The 20365-nt window shown below is 46.4% G+C and carries 15 protein-coding genes; 12 read left to right on the forward strand and 3 right to left on the reverse strand.

Annotated features, from left to right (window positions below; translation table 11 throughout):
* Positions 1-202: 202 nt before the first annotated feature.
* Positions 203-811 carry a Uma2 family endonuclease gene (locus GVY04_01950; GenBank protein ID NBD14936.1) on the forward strand — a complete coding sequence of 203 codons (609 nt, stop codon included), beginning with the start codon at positions 203-205 and terminating at the stop codon, positions 809-811.
* Here the strand turns inward: GVY04_01950 and GVY04_01955 are convergent.
* Positions 808-2088 (reverse strand): hypothetical protein, encoded by a 1281-nt coding sequence (locus GVY04_01955; GenBank protein NBD14937.1) that lies wholly within the window; start codon positions 2086-2088, stop codon positions 808-810. The two genes, GVY04_01950 and GVY04_01955, sit on opposite strands and share 4 nt — an antisense overlap.
* A 159-nt stretch (positions 2089-2247) precedes the next feature.
* Here GVY04_01955 and GVY04_01960 point away from each other — a divergent pair, with 159 nt between their 5' ends.
* The 3 genes from GVY04_01960 to GVY04_01970 all read left to right on the forward strand — a co-directional run bounded on the left by GVY04_01960 (position 2248) and on the right by GVY04_01970 (position 8481).
* A complete protein-coding gene (locus GVY04_01960; protein NBD14938.1) occupies positions 2248-5136 on the forward strand; it encodes a pyruvate phosphate dikinase PEP/pyruvate-binding protein in 2889 nt (962 codons plus the stop codon).
* Between the two features lie 139 nt (positions 5137-5275).
* A complete protein-coding gene (locus tag GVY04_01965; protein ID NBD14939.1) occupies positions 5276-6988 on the forward strand; it encodes a flavin oxidoreductase in 1713 nt (570 codons plus the stop codon).
* Between the two features lie 83 nt (positions 6989-7071).
* The gene (locus GVY04_01970; GenBank protein ID NBD14940.1) at positions 7072-8481 is read left to right on the forward strand and encodes a hypothetical protein; all 1410 of its coding nucleotides are present in this window, start codon (positions 7072-7074) and stop codon (positions 8479-8481) included.
* A gap of 6 nt (positions 8482-8487) precedes the next feature.
* Here GVY04_01970 and GVY04_01975 read toward each other — a convergent pair whose 3' ends face one another.
* Positions 8488-10047, reverse strand: a complete 1560-nt coding sequence (locus GVY04_01975) for a TAXI family TRAP transporter solute-binding subunit (GenBank protein NBD14941.1) — start codon at positions 10045-10047, stop codon at positions 8488-8490.
* Between the two features lie 269 nt (positions 10048-10316).
* Between GVY04_01975 and GVY04_01980 the strand changes: the two genes are divergently transcribed.
* Both GVY04_01980 and GVY04_01985 read left to right on the forward strand, forming a co-directional pair.
* On the forward strand, positions 10317-10835 hold the full coding sequence (locus GVY04_01980; protein ID NBD14942.1) for a DoxX family membrane protein: 519 nt from the start codon (positions 10317-10319) through the stop codon (positions 10833-10835).
* A gap of 12 nt (positions 10836-10847) precedes the next feature.
* Complete coding sequence (locus GVY04_01985; GenBank protein ID NBD14943.1) at positions 10848-11315, forward strand: c-type cytochrome; 468 nt, start codon at positions 10848-10850, stop codon at positions 11313-11315.
* A 28-nt stretch (positions 11316-11343) separates the two neighbouring features.
* Here GVY04_01985 and GVY04_01990 read toward each other — a convergent pair whose 3' ends face one another.
* Positions 11344-13131 (reverse strand): N-acetylmuramoyl-L-alanine amidase, encoded by a 1788-nt coding sequence (locus GVY04_01990; GenBank protein NBD14944.1) that lies wholly within the window; start codon positions 13129-13131, stop codon positions 11344-11346.
* A 180-nt stretch (positions 13132-13311) separates the two neighbouring features.
* Between GVY04_01990 and GVY04_01995 the strand changes: the two genes are divergently transcribed.
* The 6 genes from GVY04_01995 (at position 13312) to GVY04_02020 (ending at position 20351) form a co-directional block, all read left to right on the forward strand.
* The gene (locus tag GVY04_01995; protein NBD14945.1) at positions 13312-14400 is read left to right on the forward strand and encodes a hypothetical protein; all 1089 of its coding nucleotides are present in this window, start codon (positions 13312-13314) and stop codon (positions 14398-14400) included.
* 11 nt (positions 14401-14411) lie between these two features.
* Complete coding sequence (locus GVY04_02000; GenBank protein NBD14946.1) at positions 14412-14819, forward strand: hypothetical protein; 408 nt, start codon at positions 14412-14414, stop codon at positions 14817-14819.
* Between the two features lie 57 nt (positions 14820-14876).
* Positions 14877-16196: a sorbosone dehydrogenase family protein gene (locus GVY04_02005; GenBank protein ID NBD14947.1), complete on the forward strand. Its 1320-nt coding sequence runs from the start codon at positions 14877-14879 to the stop codon at positions 16194-16196.
* A 3-nt stretch (positions 16197-16199) separates the two neighbouring features.
* Positions 16200-16763, forward strand: coding sequence for a hypothetical protein (locus GVY04_02010; protein NBD14948.1), 564 nt, complete (start codon positions 16200-16202; stop codon positions 16761-16763).
* Between the two features lie 82 nt (positions 16764-16845).
* Positions 16846-18651: a pyruvate kinase gene (gene pyk, locus GVY04_02015; GenBank protein ID NBD14949.1), complete on the forward strand. Its 1806-nt coding sequence runs from the start codon at positions 16846-16848 to the stop codon at positions 18649-18651.
* A 335-nt stretch (positions 18652-18986) separates the two neighbouring features.
* Entirely contained in the window at positions 18987-20351 is a 1365-nt protein-coding gene (locus tag GVY04_02020; GenBank protein ID NBD14950.1) for a hypothetical protein, read from the forward strand.
* Positions 20352-20365 lie beyond the last annotated feature (14 nt).

Raw genomic sequence — 20365 nt, forward strand, 5'->3', positions numbered from 1 at the left:
GCGATCACCTTTCTTTTTAAACCGTTCTTTTGCCTCTGCCAAGGCAGATTCCATATTGTTTAATCATACCTGGCTTTTGCTTCGGCATTTGGGCGTAATTCCCCTAAACGATCACAGAGGGGGATTCTCTTAGAGCGTGAAATCAGTCTTTGCCTAAATAGTCAGTTACAAAGTCTTTAGCGATTTCATAAGATGACAAAGGATGCTAACTCAAACGCAACCCATTAGTTTTGAAGAATTTTGCGATTGGTATCCGGATGATGGCAAGCGCTACGAGTTAATTGAAGGAGAAATTATTGAAATTTTGCCCACTGGGACTCATGAAGATATTAGTGGTTTTCTCGTAGCAGAATTAAACTTAGAAATTCGTCGCCATCAACTCCCTTATTCGATTCCGAGAACTTGTCTGGTTAAACCTTCACAACCCCGATCTGGCTATCAACCTGATGTGACTGTCATTAACCGTAATTTGCTCAAAAATGAACCCCAGTGGTCACAAGCCTCAGTGCTAAAAAACGGTGAAACGATTCCGTTAGTGATTGAAGTGGTGAGTACCAATTGGCGAGATGATTATGGACATAAATTTATAGAATATGAAGCGATGGGCATTTCTGAATATTGGATTGTTGATTATCGTGGCTTGGGAGGAGTGCGATATATCGGTCAACCTAAACAACCGACAATTACGGTTTGTCAGTTAGTTGACGGTGAATATCAAATGCAATGTTTGCGAGGGAATCAAGTTTTAGAATCGAGGATTTTTCCTGAATTACACTTATCGACCACTACCATTTTTGAAGCAGGCAGTTAATTCTTTTTAAACCGTTCTTTTGCTTCTGCAAACGCCGATTCCATTGTCTTTTGAATCTTTTTGGGATCGGGTTTCTTGCCTCCCATTAAATCCCCAAAATAAACACACGCCCCTTCCCCTAACGCCCAAGTGTAAGCTGCTGCCCAAGATGCCGCGATCGCGCTGCCGAAACCCGGGATAAATTTAATCAATTCGCGTCCCACCAGTTGGGCAAAAAATCCCCCGGCAATCGCACTCACCACTCCTCCCGCTTGCGAAAAAGATAGCGGCTGTCCATATAGTTTTCCCAATAACCCCACTAAAGAGACTTGTAAGGTGGTTAAAACGGGCATTGTGGCAAAGGGTAACGGTACAGCAGCCACCGTCCCCGCAATAATGGAAAACGCTAGAATATAGCGCCGTCCAACATCTCGATAGAGGTTGCCTAATTTCTTGCCGACAGAGGTGTCTAATAGCTCATACATTGCCTTGGCTTCTGCTTCTGGGAGTAACTCCCCTAACTGATCGCGGAGGGCTTCTAAGCCATAAAAAACGGGGGGATAGCCATCTTCTTCTAAAGTGAAGTCAATTAAAACCGCGCGATCATATAGCCCAGCAAAGGTTTCTTCAATTTTCTGAAAAGGACGTTGCACACTTTCCCACTCTGGCGGATAGTCGGGATGAGTCTCTACAGAGGAAGGATACACTTCGTGGGCACAAGTGACCGCTAGTAAACAGGGAACATCTGGATTTTTTCGCCGTAAGTCAGCGGCGGTTTCTCGGAGGGTATCAGTAGCAAAATCATTAATTTTTACGGTTAAAATAACAATCCGAGCCCGATGGTCTGAACTATCCTCTAAATTAGTTTGTAAGTCCTGAATAATAAGGGGGGTATTTTCTTCAATATCGCCTAAGCCTACGGTATCTGTAAAAATCACTAACGGCAGTTCGGGCGACGGATAGGGATACTGTTCGGTATGTTGCGTATGGGGGCGAAACCCTTGCCCGACAATTGCGGCGGAAACCCCAGTTAAGCCTCGCACAATGGAACTTTTTCCCGCTTGGGGTTTACCCACTAAAATAATTTCCGTGGTGGGCAGTTCCGCGCGAACTCGTTCTAAAATTTCTCCCACTTCCGCTTCGGAAACGGTAAACCATTGGGCGAGTTTTGCCGTTGCTTTTTGGAAGGGGAGAGACGCTTGCACACGATTTGTGGTATTCTGCCAGACTGACGCGATCGCGCGCCGCCAAGATTGATTCTCGGCATTAGAAGATGAATTTTTCTGTTGACGATTCATCGGGATGAGAAGACGGCTAAAAGCAATTTGAACGTTCTTGATCCGGTAAGGTTTCGGTAACTGTCAGTTCAGGGAAAGCGGGATGTTAAACTTCCCTTGATCGGTTGTTTCCCCTTTTCCCCAATTGATCCTTTTTCCTAAAATGATTGCGTAAAACTTATGACCCTCACACAACTTGGCGGGGCTTTCCTCATTTTCATTCTTGGCCCCCTTTTCGGCGCCTTACCTCTCATTCATTGGCTGACTTTAAGTTTGACCGGTCAAAACTTAAAACGTCTTGGCACCGGCAATGTTTCGGTCTCAGCAGCATTTTATCATGGCGGCAAAGGCGTTGGAATTCTTGCCGTCCTCTCAGAAGCCGCAAAAGGGATGGCAGTGGTGTTGCTGGCGCGTTCCTTTTTTCCCAATGATCCGGCTTGGGAACTGGTGGCTTTAATTGCCTTGGTAATTGGGCGTTACTGGGGGGGCAAAGGGGCAGGAACTACTAATGTTATGTGGGGCATTCTCGTTCACGACCCGATTGCAGCGGGTTTAATTTTACTGATTAGCGGTATTAGTTTTACTATTTTGCGCGATCGCGCTGCGGGACGAAACGGGGTTTTAGTGCTAATGGCGGTGATTATTGGCTTACGCAACATCAACGATCCCCCAACCATAATGGCGGTAATTGCCCTGTCGCTTCTTTTATTTGGGATTTACTATAAAATTCCAGATGACCTGGATTTACCGAGTAAGGACGGGCAAAACAGTGCCATGTTTAAATTCTTTCGTGGCGATCGCGCGATCGTCTCCCTCGATGATGCTCTTTCAGCGAAAAAAGTTGGACAGAAAGCGGCTACTCTCTCTCAACTCAAACGTTGGGGATATCCCGTTCCCACAGGTTGGGTTCTCCCCGCTGGAGATGACCCCCTGCCTTTGCTAGAATCGGCATCTCCCTCCCCAGAGAATCCCTTAATTGTTCGCTCTTCGGCGGTGGGAGAGGACACTGAAGAAAGTTCTGCGGCTGGGCAATATCAAAGTATTTCTCATATTACTAACCCAGAAGCCCTCAGAGATGGAATTTTACAGTGTCAGGGGTCTTATCATAATCCGACGGCTGCCCAATATCGTCGCCAACATCAACAAGGAGAAACCGCAATGGCAGTGTTAGTCCAGCAGCAAATTCGAGGTGTCTTTTCTGGCGTTGCTTTCAGTCGCGACCCGATCACCCAAATGGATGATGCCGTTCTGATCGAAGCCCTTCCCGGAGAAGCCGCAACCGTCGTTTCTGGACAGGTGACACCACAACAATATCGCGTGATTCCCGGTTCCCCTCCCACCATTGAAGGAGAAGGGGAAATTCCCGAATCTCTCTTGCAAGATGTGGCCCAGTTAGCCCGAGAATTAGAGGAACGCTTTCATGGTTTTCCTCAAGATTTGGAATGGACGTTTGATGGGGAAAAACTTTGGATCTTGCAAAGTCGTCCTATTACCACCTTGCAACCGATTTGGACACGCAAAATTGCAGCAGAAGTGATTCCGGGCTTAATTCGTCCGCTGACTTGGTCGATTAATCGTCCGTTGACGTGCGGAGTCTGGGGAAAACTATTTACCCTCGTTCTCGGCGATCGCGCCAAAGGACTCAAGTTTAAAGAAACGGCAACTTTACACTATAGCCGGGCTTACTTTAATGCCACCCTTTTAGGGAAAATCTTTCGGCGCATGGGACTCCCCCCAGAAAGTTTAGAATTTCTGACGCGGGGGGCAGAATTTACTCGTCCTTCTCTGCTTTCTACCCTACGCAACCTTCCGGGATTACTGCGCTTAGCCAAACGAGAATGGCGCTTAGCCAGCGATTTTGCCGCCGATCAAGACGCTTTGTTCACCCCGACGCTACAAGACTTACAACAACAATCCGCTCGTGAGTTATCGCCCCAAGCATTGCTCACCCGGATTGAAATGATTCTCACCACTCTCCATTCCGCCACGTACTATAACATTCTTGCGCCATTAAGTTTTTCCCTACGCAAAAATGTCTTGCAAGTCGAAGATGACGCCTTAGATTACAAGGCTTTACCGGAAGTTGCCTCTAGCCAAGCTTTAGCCCAAATTGCCCAAGATGCGAGAAACTTAGTCCCCATGGACAAAATTGAACCCATGAGTGCTCCCTCCTTATTTGCGATGCTAGCGGAATTACCGGATGGGGAAAGCATCTTAGAACAGTTCCAAGATTGGTTAAAGCAATATGGCTATTTAAGCGAAACCGCCACTGATATTGCAATTCCCCGCTGGCAAGATAATCCTCGTCCCGCGCGATCGTTATTTACCCAATTTTTCTTTAGCGAACAACTCCAAACCAATCAAAAAGGGAACCAATCAGGGCATCGCAATTGGCAAGAAAATACGGTTCAGCAACGCTTAAATCTCAAAGCAGAAGTGGCAGAAGTTTATAATCGCTTATTAGCTCATCTGCGCTGGAGTTTTCTCGCCCTAGAACGGGTTTGGTTAGAAACCAGACTCCTCAATGAAGAAGGAGAGGTCTTTTTCTTGAAGTTATCAGAAATTCGCCATCTGGTGAAAAACGATGACCCCAAATTGCGCGAGGACATTTCCCAACGCGTCGCAGATCGCCGTTTCTGGTTTGGCGAAGATGAAAAACTCCCTGCTGTTCCCTATGTGGTTTATGGAAACCCTCCCCAACGAGACTCCATAGTGGTGTCTCCTCAATTGAGATCGCAACAACGTTGGCAAGGGATTGCCGCGAGTTCTGGGCAAGCCATTGGTCGGATTAAAGTGATTCAGGATCTTTCACAACCCATTACCGTGGATAAAGAAACGATTTTAGTGGTTCCTTATACCGATGCCGGTTGGGGGGTTGTGCTTACGCAAGCAGGCGGTTTAATCTCAGAAGTAGGAGGAAGATTGTCTCATGGCGCAATCATCGCCCGCGAATATGGCTTACCGGCAGTAATGGACCTCCCCAATGCTGTCCACCTCTTCCAAGACGGTCAACTCGTTAAAATTGACGGACAAACTGGAATTATTGAGTTACTTGAGGATCAAGAATGATCAAAACTCGATATAGTGTCTCTCAGTTGAGTGAAGTAGTCATTAGTCATTAGTCATTAGTCATTAGTCATTTGTTATTCGTCATTAGTCATTAGTCATTAGTCATTGGTTATCACTTCATCATTCATTATTCATTCTTATGCAACCTCGAGATACACAAGTCCTTCCCATTGCTTCTGAAACAACAGTTTATCGGTCTCGGACGTGGGATCGGCTGAAATTTGAAATTGAATATGGCTTACAACGCGGTACAACCGCCAATTCTTATCTTATTCAAGCAGACAAAACTGCACTCTTTGATCCACCAGGGGAGTCCTTTACGGAAATTTTTCTGAATGCTCTGCAGCAGCGCATTTCTCCCGCTGCAATTGACTATATCGTTCTCGGTCATGTTAATCCCAATCGGGCTGAAACGCTGAAAGCTCTCCTCAAGCTCATTCCTAATGTGACGCTTGTCTGTTCTAACCCAGCAGCCATTTCCCTAGAGAAACTTTTGGGGGAAACCAAAGCGAATTATTGGGTGATTAAAGGAGAGGAAACGCTCGATTTAGGTCAAGGTCACAGCTTAGAATTTTTATTAACCCCAACCCCGCGCTGGTCGGATCAACTTTGTACTTACGACCCAAAAACGCGGATTCTCTTTACAGATAAGTTTTTTGGGGCGCACGTTTGTGGGGAACAAATATTTGATGAAGGATGGCAAGTGTACCAGGAGGACCGTCGCTACTATTTTGATTGTTTGATGGCCCCTCATGCTAGTCAAGTGGGGAGTATTTTAGAGAAATTCCAAGGGAAACCAGCCCAGATTTATGGAACGGGTCATGGTCCGATTGTTCGCTACGGGTTTCATGAATTAACCAATGCCTATCGAGAGTGGCTGCAAGGACAACAAGCCCAAGCGACAAAAGTTGTCCTCTTATATGCTTCAGCTTATGGGAATACGGCAACGGTTGCCAACGCGATCGCGCGCGGTGTGACCAAAGCGGGTGTCGCAGTGGAGTCTATTAACTGTGAGTTTGCGGATCCTGAAACAATTAAATCGGTTCTCCAAAACACCGCAGGCTTTATTATTGGTTCACCCACTCTCGGCGGACATGCCCCGACGCAAGTGCAAACGGCGTTAGGCATTATCCTTGCCAATGCGGAAAAAACACAACTTGCGGCTGTTTTCGGATCTTACGGCTGGAGTGGCGAAGCCATCGATCTCCTGGAACAAAAAATTAAAGATGCTGGTTTTCGCTTCGGCTTTGATCCGATTCGCGTCAAGTTTAAGCCCACCGATGCCACCTTGAAATACTGCGAGGAAGCGGGAACTGATTTTGCCCAGAAGCTGAAACGGAAACAGAAAAAACAAGCGGCACGCCAAAGTGTAACCGATTCTCAAGCAGCGCGCACGGAACAGGCGTTAGGACGGGTGGTCGGTGCTTTGTGTGTCGTGACAGCCAAAAAAGGGGAATTAGCAAACGGAATGCTCGCTTCTTGGGTCTCGCAAGCGACGTTTTCGCCGCCCGGATTAACCGTTGCGGTCGCCAAAGAACGCGCGATCGAGTCGTTAATGCACGTGGGCAGTCCTTTTGTGCTCAATATTCTACCGGAAGGGAAACAACTGCAAAAGCAGTTTATGAAAAACTATTCTCCGGGAGAAGATCGCTTTGCTGACATTGAAACCGAAGAAGCCGAAAATGGCTGTCCGATTCTCAAACAAGCCTTAGCTTATATTGAATTACAAGTGCAAAATCGCATGGAATGCGGCGATCACTGGCTTGTCTATGGGATAGCGAAATCCGGGAAAGTCCTTGAACCGGAAAAAGTGACGGCAGTCCATCATCGTAACTCAGGTAGTCATTATTAATCATTTTCTTATGTCCAACTCAGATTAATATGAGGCTAAATTTCTAATCATCAGAATGCCATCTAGTCAAGATATCTCTTAAGATGACCCATACGCAAAAACAGCCTCAAGCCCAAAATTCTCAAACATCCAACCACCTAGATGAATGGCGTCAGCAATCCGGCTACCTCAGCACATCCGGGTCTGAAGCTGAGTCCATTCATATCCTGTTAGGTCGATTTTTAGCTAATCGCGATTCACCGAATCCTTTAGTTGAATGCTCACTGCTTGCTGATAATGAAACGTTTGCATGGGGGAAAGGTCAGCCGTTAGAAAAAGTAATCGATTCCCAAGCTGCCCTGGAAAAACTAATGCTGAATCCACAGCTATATCGGAACGCGATCGCGATTATCGAACCTTGGGAACATGTGGGCTATAACCCTCTCGGTGAACCCGTTCGTGCTTCAGTCAACGTTGCTTACATTGCCCAAAAGATTGCCGACTGTGACTCGATTGTGTTTCCCATTTGGGCCTCTGGCAGCTTCAACCTTGACCAGCTGATTCCCATAATTAGCGCAAGTGTAGCGATTGTGGTTGAGGGAGGAGATTCTTCAGTGCGCGACCCAGCCAGCTTTGCTGGGGCCAACTGTAGTCACGAAGAGACGGTTGAAGTGGTTGAGCAAATCCTCCTCTCGCGAGCGCAGACTAGTGCCGCTGCTCTCTTGATTTATCTCGGTCATCAACTTGCCGCTCATGCCCATGTCAGTTTGATTAAAAAGGCCGTTGCTCAAGTGTTGAAAACGGATCACTTGATTGCCGATTCCAATGACAGATTCCTGTCTGGCCTCAAGCTTGTCTGCCGTAAAATTCAAGCAATCGGAGAATCTCTGACAGTGAGAAAAGGTGAAGGGCATATCGTTGCTGTGGGTTGGGATCATCCAGAATTTGCTGTCGGGCCGAATGAGACCAAAGAAGTGGGCAATCGTCAACTGATTCCCTATCAATCTCCTGATTTGGTTAGCTCTGATGTTCCGGAAGACCTAATTCTGGCACATGAGGTGGCCGCTGACGAACATGAAGGGGTGATTGATACTTCGATCCAGTATGAACATGAGCTGAATATTTCCATGTTTCATTCCGATGAAGTGAATGAAGAGGCGATATTATTTGCTAACTGGGCCTACCGTCTATTGCACAATGCCTTGATTCCCTGCCGTCATATTATTGCTAATAGCCCTCTGTCTTGGTTGATTAAGCTGCCAGATGCGGTTGAGATTCTCTGTTCTACAGCAGAAGAAGGTAAAGTGGTAACGGAATGTTCAGCGACCTGCATTAACTACCGAGACTTTGAAACCAAAGAAGTGCGTCGTTCCTTTACCTGTCAGTTTCATCCGGAACTGTTGAGCGACCTGAGGGCGATTGGTGTCCGCCAGCCCCCTTCTTACCAAGAGTTGAAGCACGATGATGGAGCGCGCTTGTTTGCTCGTCTGCTCTATGCAGGGATGCAGGAATAGTCCTCTCTATTCTGAAGAAGATGGTACCGGTATTGTCTCTGCTGATGGTTTTGGCTTCGGTGCGAGGGTCATGACGGAAATTAGCGTTAACTCCGTTAACTCCATGTAGGCTTGAATATCTACCTGATTGGACAGCAGCATCTCTCGATATTGTTGTTTAATCTGGCTCAGTTTGCTCAGCGCAGCTTCCGGGTCACTCTGCAAGGTCTCTTGCCAATCATCTAGTAGGAGTAAGGTATTCAGAATCTGCTCACGACGTTGTTGATCTAACACCGAGCGACATTGATCGCTAAAGGTTTGAGTTGTCTGTTGGACCTGAGCATAGACATCATCGGGAATCTTACCGGCAATAAATTGCAGTCGATTATCCTGGCTGAGTTCTTCAATTTCCCCGAGGGCTTCTTGAGGCGATTGGGTTAACCGTTCGTTAATTTCTATAATGCGCTGATGAGTGCGGTCAACCAGATGTTGAGATTGCCGCTTCTGCCAATACCGCAACACCATGCCAGCAACGCTCGTCCCTACGAGGAGAAAGAGCCCAGCTTGTAAATCGCTATTGTTTTCCCAATAGCGAACCCACACCCGACGCGGATCCCCATGTTCATAGACATCCACGGCATCGGGATGAACGAAGAATAATCCCTGACGTAGCAGTAAATTTGGATCGCCCGAGTGTAGCTCAGGATAGAAAGTTGCATAGCGCCGAGCGGTTGCAATGAGCGACCAAGTAATGAGGCGAACTGTCTTGGGATTGGCATCTGGGCGAGTTATTAGCACTGTAGGCGTGGTAAGGCTGCTTACTGTTTGATTGGGGACGTTGGGAAAAACACCGTAGATGCCTTCGGGAATCGTCGCAGCTCTGTAAACCCCTGGTTTTTGCATTGCCAGAAAGTTAGTTAGACCAGAGGAAATCGATAATAACTTCAGGGAGGGGTCGCTGGCAAAAGCCTCTCGCAAGCGTTCGTTGGCTCCCAGACGCCCCACATAAAATGCCGCATCCACCTGACCTTGGCTTAATAAATCCAAGGCCTCGCTAAAGCCGACATCATTGGTTTGAATGCTACTCGGCGTATCCAGTCGAGCCGCTTGGAGGAGTTGCTCCGCCGTAAAGCGAATCCCACTACCTGGTGTGCCGATCGCGATCGTTTTACTATTGAGATCAGAGAGTGTAACCGGTTCAGCATCAGCTTTGGCAACTGTCGTCTGGCGAGTAATGAGATGGATATGTTCTTCCGCAAGGACCGCAATCGCTTTGATCTCCCCTGTTTTCATCTTGGCTTCTGCCACATCGAGTTGTACGAGCGCTACATCTATCTCCCCTTCTAGTAGCTGTTGGAGATTATCCAGCGAGCCCTCAGACTCCTGAACTTGAAGATCAAGGTTGACGGTGTCCTCTACTGAAGCTTCAATGACCTGTCCCAAACGGTAGTAGTAGCCAGTGGGAGACCCGGTGGAGAGCTTTAATGGTTCAGAAACTGAGTTACATCCGCTCAAGCTGAGGGGCAAAAGCGCGATCGCCACCGTAACTAACTTCGGTAACCCTAACGTCGGGAAGAATAGTTGCATAACGGGATAGCAACCTAAAAATATTGATTGCTCTTCAACCTATCATACGGTTTAACTGTTGAGAAGTTACAGGTATACAAACATCCTAAAGCTGTGGAATCTTGAATAGTGTGAAAGGAATCAACCAATAGGGAACAAGGTGTTCCTGCTCTCTCATTTTCCCACCTTGGTTTGATGGTTATTAATAACTAATTGATTATACAATAATTAATGAATCTAATGGCAATGACTTGCATTTGCAGCACAAACAAAAGGAGGGATGAAGTCAAATGCAACGCCTAGTGTCTGCACTCTTTCGGTCGAACCTTGCACCCAACTACTGGTCTCAAGGCAGTTGGGCAATTTTACGGGTCGTCATCGGACTGTTTATGATTCATAACGGTATTGATAAACTTTCTGATGTTGAGTCCTTTGCCCAGGCTTATGTAGAAGTGATTGGTTTACCGTTTCCGATTTTCTTTAGTTACGTTGCCGGCTATGCGGAATTAATTGGCGCCCCCTTAGTGGCATTGGGACTGTTCACTCGACCCGCAGCGCTACTGAATGTGGCGACAATGGCAGTAGCGATTTACCATCATATTTTAGTCGCGGGCTTGAGTATTCCCTACTTAGAATTAGCCAGTATCTATGCGGCAGCTTTCTTGTTCTTTGCAGTCAATGGCGGTGGCATCTTTTCCCTGGATACCTTTATTGGGAATTGGATCAGTGACCGCTTAACACCAGATCGCTCAGAAGAAGAGGAACCGATTTCAGTTCGGGAAGTTGCAGAATCCAAATCCGTTAATTAAGGAGGTGAAAACATGGTTGGGAAAAAAATACTTGCACTCTTCGTTGTGGTAGCTTTCTTAATCACAGGTTGTGGCAGTTCTGACGCTCAAAGTCCTCCCGCCTCTAAAACGGAAACCACTCCAGAAATGAGTCAACAGCCAGAGCAAACAGAAGAAGTTGCTGAGGCAAAATCAGAAGCCAGTGCAGTCGAGTTAAGTCGAGAGGCTGCGGATCTCGAAAACGGCAAACAAGTCTTCATGGCAAAAGCCAATTGCACCCAATGTCATCGTGGCGGCATCAACACTGTAATCGCAGACAAACATTTGGGAAAAGATGCCCTGGAGAAATACAATATGGATTCTATAGCAGCGATCACGCACCAAGTGAGAAATGGTAAAAACGCGATGCCTGCCTACGGAAGACGACTCAGTGACGAACAAATTCAAGATGTTGCTGCTTATGTCCTCTCCCAAGCCGAAAAAGGTTGGACCAATCAATAACTGAATCTGCCGATGATTTTATCATTGCTCAGCGTTGGGAAGACTCAGCGCTGACTTTTTCTTGCTGATTTTTCCACCAAACTTCAACCCCATCCGCAATAGTTGCTGCCAGTTTTTCTTGCGCTTGGGGATCGGTAATCCATTCAAATTCAGTGGGATTAATCATGAAACCGAGTTCTAAAAGGACAGCGAGGGTCGTGTGGGGACGAGTCAGGGCAAGCGTATTCCAAAACACACCATAGGAATCTCGATCGCGCTCATTAACCAGATAATTGTGAAGGAAAACCGCCAAGTCGTGGGCGGGCGGATTGTACCAAAAGGTACCGATCCCAGAGGTATTAATGGCATCTCCATCATCGGGAAGCGCATTGTAGTGAATGGAAAGCGCGATCGCGGGATTGACCTCATTAATGAAAGCAATCCGGTCTGCTAAAGAGACAAACTGATCGCTCTCGCGGGTCATATAAACGATTGCGCCTCGTTGTTCGAGTTCCTCTCGCAGCAACTGAGAAACCGTCAAATTCACTACCTTTTCAGGATATCCTGTGGGTCCTTTTGCCCCGAGCTCATCTCCGCCATGACCTGGATCAAGTACAATTTTCATGCCAGCTAGAGTTTTATTCAATTCTGCATCACGCTTTGGTGGATGTTTCAGAGATAAAATCAAATTGCTTCCTTCATACCTGAGCCGATAGCCCCACTGTTGTTGTGACTTCAAATGAAAAGTATATTGCACTGTCTCAGGGTCAACTTGTTTCCAATCTAAGCGTTTAATGAAGGGATCGTCATCGAAATGGATGGTATCGGTTTGCGCGATCGTATGATGCAAAGTCAGCGTAAAGGTTGCTTCCCCCTGTTCCACGCTCACTGGTACAGGAACTTGCAAGGGAAAACTAATTTCAGTGGTGGTTGCTTCTGGTTTGGCTTTGATACTGCGAATCAAGGTTTTTGGCGGAACAGCATCAGGAATGATTTGTGTCTCCTCAGCATTAATCCAAGCCCCATAAGCCAAACGTAACCATTCCCCGTCCCGTCCCGTGACGGTTGCTCTTGTTCCTTTTGGCAGGGGCGTCAGACGAGAATAGCTCGTGCCGGGACCGGTTCGGGCTGCGCCTGTATCTACCGTCACTTCCACCACTGAATACTCTTGTGGCGTTAGGATTGTGATATCAGCTGTATCAGAAGCAGTAATGGTCTGGTCACCCAATTGCATTGTATAAGTGGGATTACCTAAATTTCCAGCGACTTTTGTAGTGAAACATCCCTGATAAAGTTGGGTAACCTGAAAAAGGGGTGCATTTTCTCCGGTTAAAACCGCATAATTTGGAGGAAGGGCACGTCTTGCCTGAGGCAACAGCGGGATGACTTGCTCATCTAAAGTTGCTCTCACCTCAGCCTGGGGTGAACCCATTGCTTCTAGGCAAATCAATTCTCCTACCTGACGAGTCATGGGTTGGGAAGGCACAAGAGACTCAGAGGCAAAACCGCCAGTAGCAGGAGGAGTGGGAAAGGGTGGAACCCGAGTCACTTGGATTCTAACTTCTTGATCCTGATAACGTAAGGTAAATTGGTTGTCTCCCATGTCTAGGGGGAAACTCGGAGCAAAGTGTCCGGCTCTACTCTGTTCGATAGGGGTACCATTAACATATACTCTACCGGGAGCCGTCCCAATGAGGAAGATTTGATCAGCTGTTGTCTGGTGCTTTTGAGGAGGATAAACCACAGTTAATTCTTGTTTTGTTTCCCCCAACGCTGGAAAAGTGGCATAACTTGTCACTAGCAGTCCTGAAATGAAAGGAGTGAACCAATTTTTCATGTATCCTAAAACTCGGAATAAGATTCAGTTTGATTTCTTTTTATAGGATATTAGTTGAGTGTTCATCGGTAAAATTTTAAGACGAGTCAGAATCAAATCTGCTTGCACTTGTTTTCGTGGCGATTAGTGTTAAGCTCAGTGATAAAAATCATGCTCAAAAATTAAAGGAGAGAAATAAAAATGATTGGTGCTATCGTAGGTGCTCTCGTAGGTCTAATTATTGGTGGTGTCGGAGTTCTCTTGTTTATGAGAGATCAAATCACACAACTCAAAGAGAACCATCAAAAAAAGCTAGAACAGCAAAAGAAACAATTAGAACAAGAACATCAAAAGCGAATTGAGGAAACAACCCAACGCTTACAGCAAGATTACCAAGCGCGAACGCAAGAACAAATTGATGAGCAGATTGAACAAGAAATTGCTGCCGCCCGAGAAAATGCCCAAGCCGAGTTAGAACAACTCCGTCAGCAACTAGAAGAGACGCGTCAAGAACTAATAGCCCAACAAAATTATCAAGCTCAGGTAGAAGAGTTACAAAATGAACTGCAACGTACCAACGCCCACTATCAACAACAAATGGAAGCGTTGGAACAAGAAAAAGAAAGCGCGATCGCGCAAACAAGAAGCGAATATGAAGAGCGGCTTGAACAACTGAACCAAGAACTTGCTTCAGCGCAAGAGAAGCTTGCTCAAGTTGAAGCGACCAGTGCAAACACCACTGAATCGGTAGAACCCAAAACTCAGTTTGCCTTTGAAGAACCGGAAACCACTTTTAGTCCCCAAGAGACAGAAGTTAGGGAAGAAGTAACCAGTTTTCAAGAGGTAGACACGAACTTGAGTGCAGAGTCAGCTAGCACCGCGAGTCCAACAGAGGAAGCAACAGCAACTGATGAATTTGATGAGCTGTTTGATGACGAACTGAGTACCAGTTCTGCAACCGCAGAATCAGCCACAACCAGTCAGCAAGAATTAGATGAATTCTTTTTGGATGATGAAGAAGAATTCAATACAGTAACCAGCAATGAAACTCAAGCTTTTGATGATGACGAATTTGATGCTTTCTTTGCTGATGTTAAGGAAACAGCAACCCCTGCTAACGGCACTGCCAGTCAAAGTGAGGAAGATGAATTAGAAGAGTTAGACGCTTTGTTTTCTGATGATGAAACAGCAAAGGATCAATCTCAAACTCAACAAAAAAGTACAGCTGATGAGGAATTAGATAGCCTCTTTGATCTCTTTGATGAAGATGAAGCAAAAAAAAACGTGTAGTTGAGCAATTAATGGCTTGGGGAAATGAAGAGAAGACGACAATTATTCCTCAAGTCGAAGCTTATGCTTGGGATGAAGATGAACGGGTTCGCGCTGGTGTTGCACTTACTTTTGGTCAATTGATTGCCGAAAAAACAGTCGATGATCAGGTAGAACAAGCGCTTCAGCAGTTAGGAAACCTCAGCTGCGATCGCGCGCCCTTAGTTCGCCAATGTGCCGTTCAATCTCTCGGCAAAATTCGTTCCGAAGCCGTCATTCCTTTCTTAACTCGCGCCTTACAAGATGCAGATCTTGACGTTGTGGCCAGTGCCAGTGCTATCTTAAACAACTACAAAACCGATCCCGGGCCTTCTGCCACTGCTTCCGAACCCACCCTACCGGAAAACAGCGCCCTAAAAGCGCAAAACCAATCACTTTAATCTCTCCCGAGACGTTTAAAATAGGTTGGGTAATCATGCACTGACGCCCAACCGAATATGAAACGTAACCTGGTTGTAATTGCATCGCTCCTTTTATCTGGAATTGTTGGGTGTACCACCGCTCCCTCCACTTCCCAATTGGCAGAATCAGAGGACAAACCATCATCTTCTGAGCAGGCAAAGCAAATTGCCACTCAACCTCTTACGCCACAACCCATTCAGATTAAAATAGAGGATTTACCGCCCCCTTTTGCCACGGAAAGTGCCTCGAAACCGCCACAAGTGAGTCCGATTCCAGACCAACCGACACTCAAGGTTCCGGAAGGATTTACCGTTAACGTTTTTGCTGAAGATTTAAATAATCCCCGTTGGCTGGCTTTAACCCCCTCGGGAGATGTGTTAGTGACTGAAACTCGGGATAACCGGATCCGGTTATTAAAAGATACGGATAATAATGGGGTTGCTGATGTCTCGCAAGTGTTTGCCACTGCCGACAATGGCTTAGATATTCCCTTTGGCATGGCATTTACCGAAGATTATTTCTTTTTAGGCAATCACAATGCAGTGCGTCGCTACCCTTACGAAAAAGGGCAAGAACAACTCATGGACAAGGGAGAAAAAATTGCGGATCTTCCCGGTGGCGGTTATCGGCAACATTGGACGAGAAATGTTGTTCTTTCCCCCGATCAAAGCCAGCTCTATGTATCCATTGGTTCCCGCAGTAATGTCAGTGAAGAGCCGCTCCCCCGTGCTTCCGTACAGGTCATGAACTTAGATGGCTCAAATCAAGAAACCTTTGCCTTTGGTTTACGCAACCCAGTTGGGTTAGACTTTCATCCAGAAACGCAAGCCCTCTATACTACTGTCAATGAACGAGATGGTTTAGGCGATGACTTAGTTCCCGACTATTTAACCCGTTTAGAACCCGGTGAATTTTATGGTTGGCCCTATACCTATTTCAAACCGAGTTTACTGGATCCGCGACAAAGTAATAACGGGAAAAGCAAGGAACCGGAACTGGCGGCAAAAACTCGCACCCCTGATGTTTTATTTCAATCCCATTCGGCTGCCTTGGGTTTAGCCTTTTATGACGGCAAGACCTTCCCAGAATTTTATCGTAATGGGGCCTTTGTTGCTTTTCGCGGGTCTTGGAATCGCGATCGCGGTACCGGCTATAAAATAGTGTTTGTTCCGTTTAATGAGCAAAATCGTCCCGAAGGCGATTATCAAGATTTCCTGACCGGATTCCTGACCGATCCCAGTGTTCCCCGTACCTGGGGGCGTCCAGTGGGGGTACAGGTTCTTCCCGATGGCAGTTTACTCTTGACAGAAGAAGCTAACAACCGCATTTATCGCGTCCAATACACAGGACAATAAACCGTGAATACCCCCAGTCACTATATTTTCAATCTTGTCTTTCTGGGCAACACCATTGCCCCCCATGCCAACCTTGCCATTACGTTGGGCGCAATTCTACCCGATCTCCCCATTTTTATTTTTTATGGCATCACAAAATGGGTTTACCAACTGCCAGAAAAGGAAATTTGGGGAAACGCTTACCATGATCCCCTGTGGCAAAACCTAATTGCCCTTTTCCACTCTTTTCCCTTGGCTGCGATCAGTCTAATCCTCTGTCTATACTGGCATTGGCAAAGTGGAGTAGTATTCTGTACCAGCCTCATTTGCCATTCTCTCCTTGATTTTCCAGTTCATCATGATGACGCCCATCGCCACTTTTTTCCCTTCAGTGACTATCGCTTTATTAGTCCCCTATCTTACTGGGATCACTCTCACTATGGGCATTTTGTCGCTTTAGCAGAAGTCTTATTTGTCCTTGCGGTTACCCCCTTTGCCATCAGTTTACTCAAATCTGGAGTAAGCAAAGGGATTATTTTTAGCATTGATTTATTGTATATTGTTGGCTACATCCGCTTTTATCTCTAATGTTCCCGCTTGCTAGTCACGGGATTTGTGAGAAGATAGCAAAGACCCACTTTTGAGCCACCGCCGCTTGTTAAGGACATCTATGGAACTGCAAAATTCATCCCGCCGAACGAAAATTGTTGCGACTGTTGGTCCTGCCACACTCAAACCCGATGTCTTGCGCGATTTAATTAAAGCAGGGGCGACCACCCTCCGACTCAACTTTTCTCATGGCACCCAAGAGGATCACCAAAGAAGCATCCGCCTGATTCGTCAAACCGCCTTTGAACTCAATCAACCCGTTGCCATCTTACAAGACTTACAAGGACCGAAAATTCGCCTCGGTGAATTTGAAAAGGGTTCGATTACTCTGGCCAAAGGAGATCCCTTTATTCTCACTAGCGATCCGATGATGGGTACTCAAGAAAAAAGTTATGTCAGTTATGACTTACTGGCTGAGGAAGTTCCTCCCGGTGCAACCATTTTGCTTGATGATGGTCGCGTTGAAATGAAAGTCGAGGAAGTCTATCCAGAGAAAAAGGAGGTCCATGGGCGTGTTGTAGTTGGGGGAGTTCTCTCCAATAATAAAGGGGTCAATTTTCCAGGAGTCTATTTATCCGTTCGTGCTTTAACGGATAAAGATCGTCGGGACTTAATGTTTGGTTTAGATCAAGGCGTTGATTGGATCGCCTTGAGTTTTGTCCGCAACCCCCAAGATGTTTTAGAGATTAAGGAAATTATTTCCAGTGCCGGCAAATCTGTGCCCGTCATTGCCAAAATTGAAAAGCATGAAGCCATTGAACAGATGGAAGCGATTTTATCGCTTTGTGATGGGGTAATGGTAGCGCGCGGTGACCTCGGCGTTGAATTACCAGCCGAAGATGTCCCCATTTTGCAAAAGCGACTGATTCAAACCGCAAATCGTTTGGGAATTCCTGTCATTACGGCTACTCAAATGTTAGATAGCATGGTGGCCAATGCTCGTCCTACTCGCGCCGAAGTTTCTGACGTTGCCAATGCAATTTTAGATGGGACAGATGCGGTCATGCTGTCCAATGAAACCGCGGTTGGACAACATCCCGTAGAAGCGGTAGCCACAATGGCGCGAATTGCCGACCGCATGGAACGGGAAAAACCCAAGCCCTCCGACCAACTCGATACAACACGCACTATTCCCAATGCAATTTCGAGTGCAGTTAGTCAAATTTCCCGTCAGTTGGATGCTGCTGCCATTATGACCTTAACCAAAACCGGGGCAACGGCGAGAAATGTTTCAAAATTCCGTCCGCAGACCCGCATTTTAGCGGTCACGCCTCATGTTGATGTGGCGCGTCAACTGCAACTGGTTTGGGGAGTGAAACCTCTGCTCGTTCTAGATTTACCGTCTACTGGACAAACCTTCAAAGCTGCCTTAAATGTCGCGCAAGAAAAAGGGCTACTGGCAGAAGGAGACTTAGTTGTCATGACTGCCGGCACTTTGCAAGGTGTTTCCGGATCAACTGATTTGATCAAAGTAGAAGTTGTGACTGCGGTTTTGGGTCGGGGGGTGGGCATTGGTCACGGTACCGTTAGTGGTCGCGCCCGTGTGGCAAAAAGTGCGAACGATGTGGGAAACTTTCGTCCTGGGGAAATTCTAGTGGTTCCCAAGACGAATGCTGATTATGTTGAGGCAATCCGTAAAGCAACAGGAATTATCACTGAAGAAAGCAGTCTGACGAGCCATGCGGCAGTGATTGGTTTACGCCTGGGGATTCCTGTCATTGTTGGTTTTGAAGAAGCAACGCAAACGATTCGAGAAGGGGCAATCTTAAGTCTGGATGCTCAACGGGGGTTAGTCTTTTCGGGTGCGGTTCCGGCTGGGGGTCATTTGAATGAGGGTGCTGGTACGGGGGTTCCACTCCCTTCTTAAGGTTTTCTCTCGCTTCTCGTGCAGAAAAATAATTTCCAAACGAAGGAGAGTTCGCCAGGCAACTAACGAATGGTAATGAGTTATTCCCTCACTTTCCCCCGCCCAGTGACTCTTTTAGCAAACCCGATTTAGGATAATCATATAATTGACATAAAGTCAAGATCAGGTTCGGGTTTAAGGAACTGATCTTTACCAATACAGACAACATCAATCATCCTAGAGGTAGAAAGTAAGTTTCCTTGCTGGTGATGAGGTGAAATTGAGAGAGTGCAAAAGCCAGGGAAAGGTGAGCTTACCAATTGCTGAATCGTTGGAGTGGAAATCAAAAGTCAGAGATGAAAACCCTAATCGAGAATCAACCCATTACCTTTGAAACTGCCTTAACCATTGTTGATGCCACAGTTTTTTCTCAGGTGTCTCGCCATTTAAAGAATATTGAAATTGAAGTTTTGCGGGGGGCTTGGTACGGTAAAACCTATGATGACATTGCCTTAGAAAGTGGGTACGCACCGGAATATATTAAGCATGATGTGGGTCCCAAGTTATGGAAAATTCTCTCAGCTAGTTTTGGGGAAAAAGTGAGTAAAACCAGCTTAATTGCCCTCTTAGCCAGCAAAGCCCAAGCGAATCCCCCTCTCTCACAACAGTCCTCTCCTCTCACTGACGCTGTAACCCCAAGCCAGTCTCTAGATGGACCGATTCCTCTCCGTTCTGCCTTTTATATCGAGCGTCCTGCCGTAGAAACGCGTTGCTACAGCGAAATTACCAAATCAGGCATCCTCATTCGCATTAAAGCTCCCGCTCAGATGGGTAAAACGTCTTTGATGGTCAGAATTCTTGCGGCGGCTAAAGAAGCCTCATCAGAAGTGGCGACGGTTGCTTTAAATTTACAACAAGCCGATCGCGCTGTTTTTCAAGATTTAGATCAATTTCTGCGTTGGTTTTGTGCAGCGATTACGCGCAAATTGCAATTGCCCTATCAAGTCAGTGATTACTGGAGTGAAACGTTTGGCAGTAAAAGTAACTGCACGGCTTATTTTGAAGACTGCATTCTCCCTCATCTCAATAGCAAGTTTGTTTTGGCTTTGGATAAAGTTGATGAAGTCTTTGCTCATCCCGAAATTGCCGATGATTTTTTTAGTCTGTTACGCTCTTGGTATGAAGAAGCCTCTTATGGCGAAAGCGGCAATCCCCTGTGGCAGAATTTGTGTTTAATGATTGTCCATTCCACAGATGTTTACATTCCCTTAGATATTAACAAGTCGCCCTTTAACGTTGGCTTGCCCATTGAACTCGAACCCTTCAACGGCAGCCAAGCCATTGCCTTAGCGCAACGCTATCAACTCAATTTCACCGAAGCCGAGTGTCAGTCATTGATGGCACTGATTGCCGGACATCCCTACTTATTACAACAAGCCTTCTTTCATTTATCCCAAGGACTGGATTTGTCTCAGTTTCTCGAAACAGCAACCACAGATGCAGGGATTTATGGTCATCATTTGCATCGGCACCGGGAACTGTTGCAAGCTCATCCTGCTCTTTTAGAGGCTTATCAAGAGGTGGTGCATAGTACAGCGCCGGTGGAATTAGAGCAAGCAGTTGCCTTTAAATTACAAAGTTTGGGCTTGGTTAAATTTCAAGGGAATTGTGTTCTGCCTAGTTGCCAGTTGTATCAAGCCTATTTTCGCGATCGCGTGTAAATATCACCCCAAGG

It is taken from the genome of Cyanobacteria bacterium GSL.Bin1 (assembly GCA_009909085.1).
GTDB lineage: Bacteria > Cyanobacteriota > Cyanobacteriia > Cyanobacteriales > Rubidibacteraceae > Halothece.

Bases quoted from the DNA above. Each gene is read 5' to 3' on its own strand.
- GVY04_01950 (NBD14936.1), top strand. From the start codon at position 203: ATGCTAACTCAAACGCAACCCATTAGTTTTGAAGAATTTTGCGATTGG.
- GVY04_01955 (NBD14937.1), bottom strand. From the start codon at position 2,088: ATGAATCGTCAACAGAAAAATTCATCTTCTAATGCCGAGAATCAATCT.
- GVY04_01960 (NBD14938.1), top strand. From the start codon at position 2,248: ATGACCCTCACACAACTTGGCGGGGCTTTCCTCATTTTCATTCTTGGC.
- GVY04_01965 (NBD14939.1), top strand. From the start codon at position 5,276: ATGCAACCTCGAGATACACAAGTCCTTCCCATTGCTTCTGAAACAACA.
- GVY04_01970 (NBD14940.1), top strand. From the start codon at position 7,072: ATGACCCATACGCAAAAACAGCCTCAAGCCCAAAATTCTCAAACATCC.
- GVY04_01975 (NBD14941.1), bottom strand. From the start codon at position 10,047: ATGCAACTATTCTTCCCGACGTTAGGGTTACCGAAGTTAGTTACGGTG.
- GVY04_01980 (NBD14942.1), top strand. From the start codon at position 10,317: ATGCAACGCCTAGTGTCTGCACTCTTTCGGTCGAACCTTGCACCCAAC.
- GVY04_01985 (NBD14943.1), top strand. From the start codon at position 10,848: ATGGTTGGGAAAAAAATACTTGCACTCTTCGTTGTGGTAGCTTTCTTA.
- GVY04_01990 (NBD14944.1), bottom strand. From the start codon at position 13,131: ATGAAAAATTGGTTCACTCCTTTCATTTCAGGACTGCTAGTGACAAGT.
- GVY04_01995 (NBD14945.1), top strand. From the start codon at position 13,312: ATGATTGGTGCTATCGTAGGTGCTCTCGTAGGTCTAATTATTGGTGGT.
- GVY04_02000 (NBD14946.1), top strand. From the start codon at position 14,412: ATGGCTTGGGGAAATGAAGAGAAGACGACAATTATTCCTCAAGTCGAA.
- GVY04_02005 (NBD14947.1), top strand. From the start codon at position 14,877: ATGAAACGTAACCTGGTTGTAATTGCATCGCTCCTTTTATCTGGAATT.
- pyk (NBD14949.1), top strand. From the start codon at position 16,846: ATGGAACTGCAAAATTCATCCCGCCGAACGAAAATTGTTGCGACTGTT.
- GVY04_02020 (NBD14950.1), top strand. From the start codon at position 18,987: ATGAAAACCCTAATCGAGAATCAACCCATTACCTTTGAAACTGCCTTA.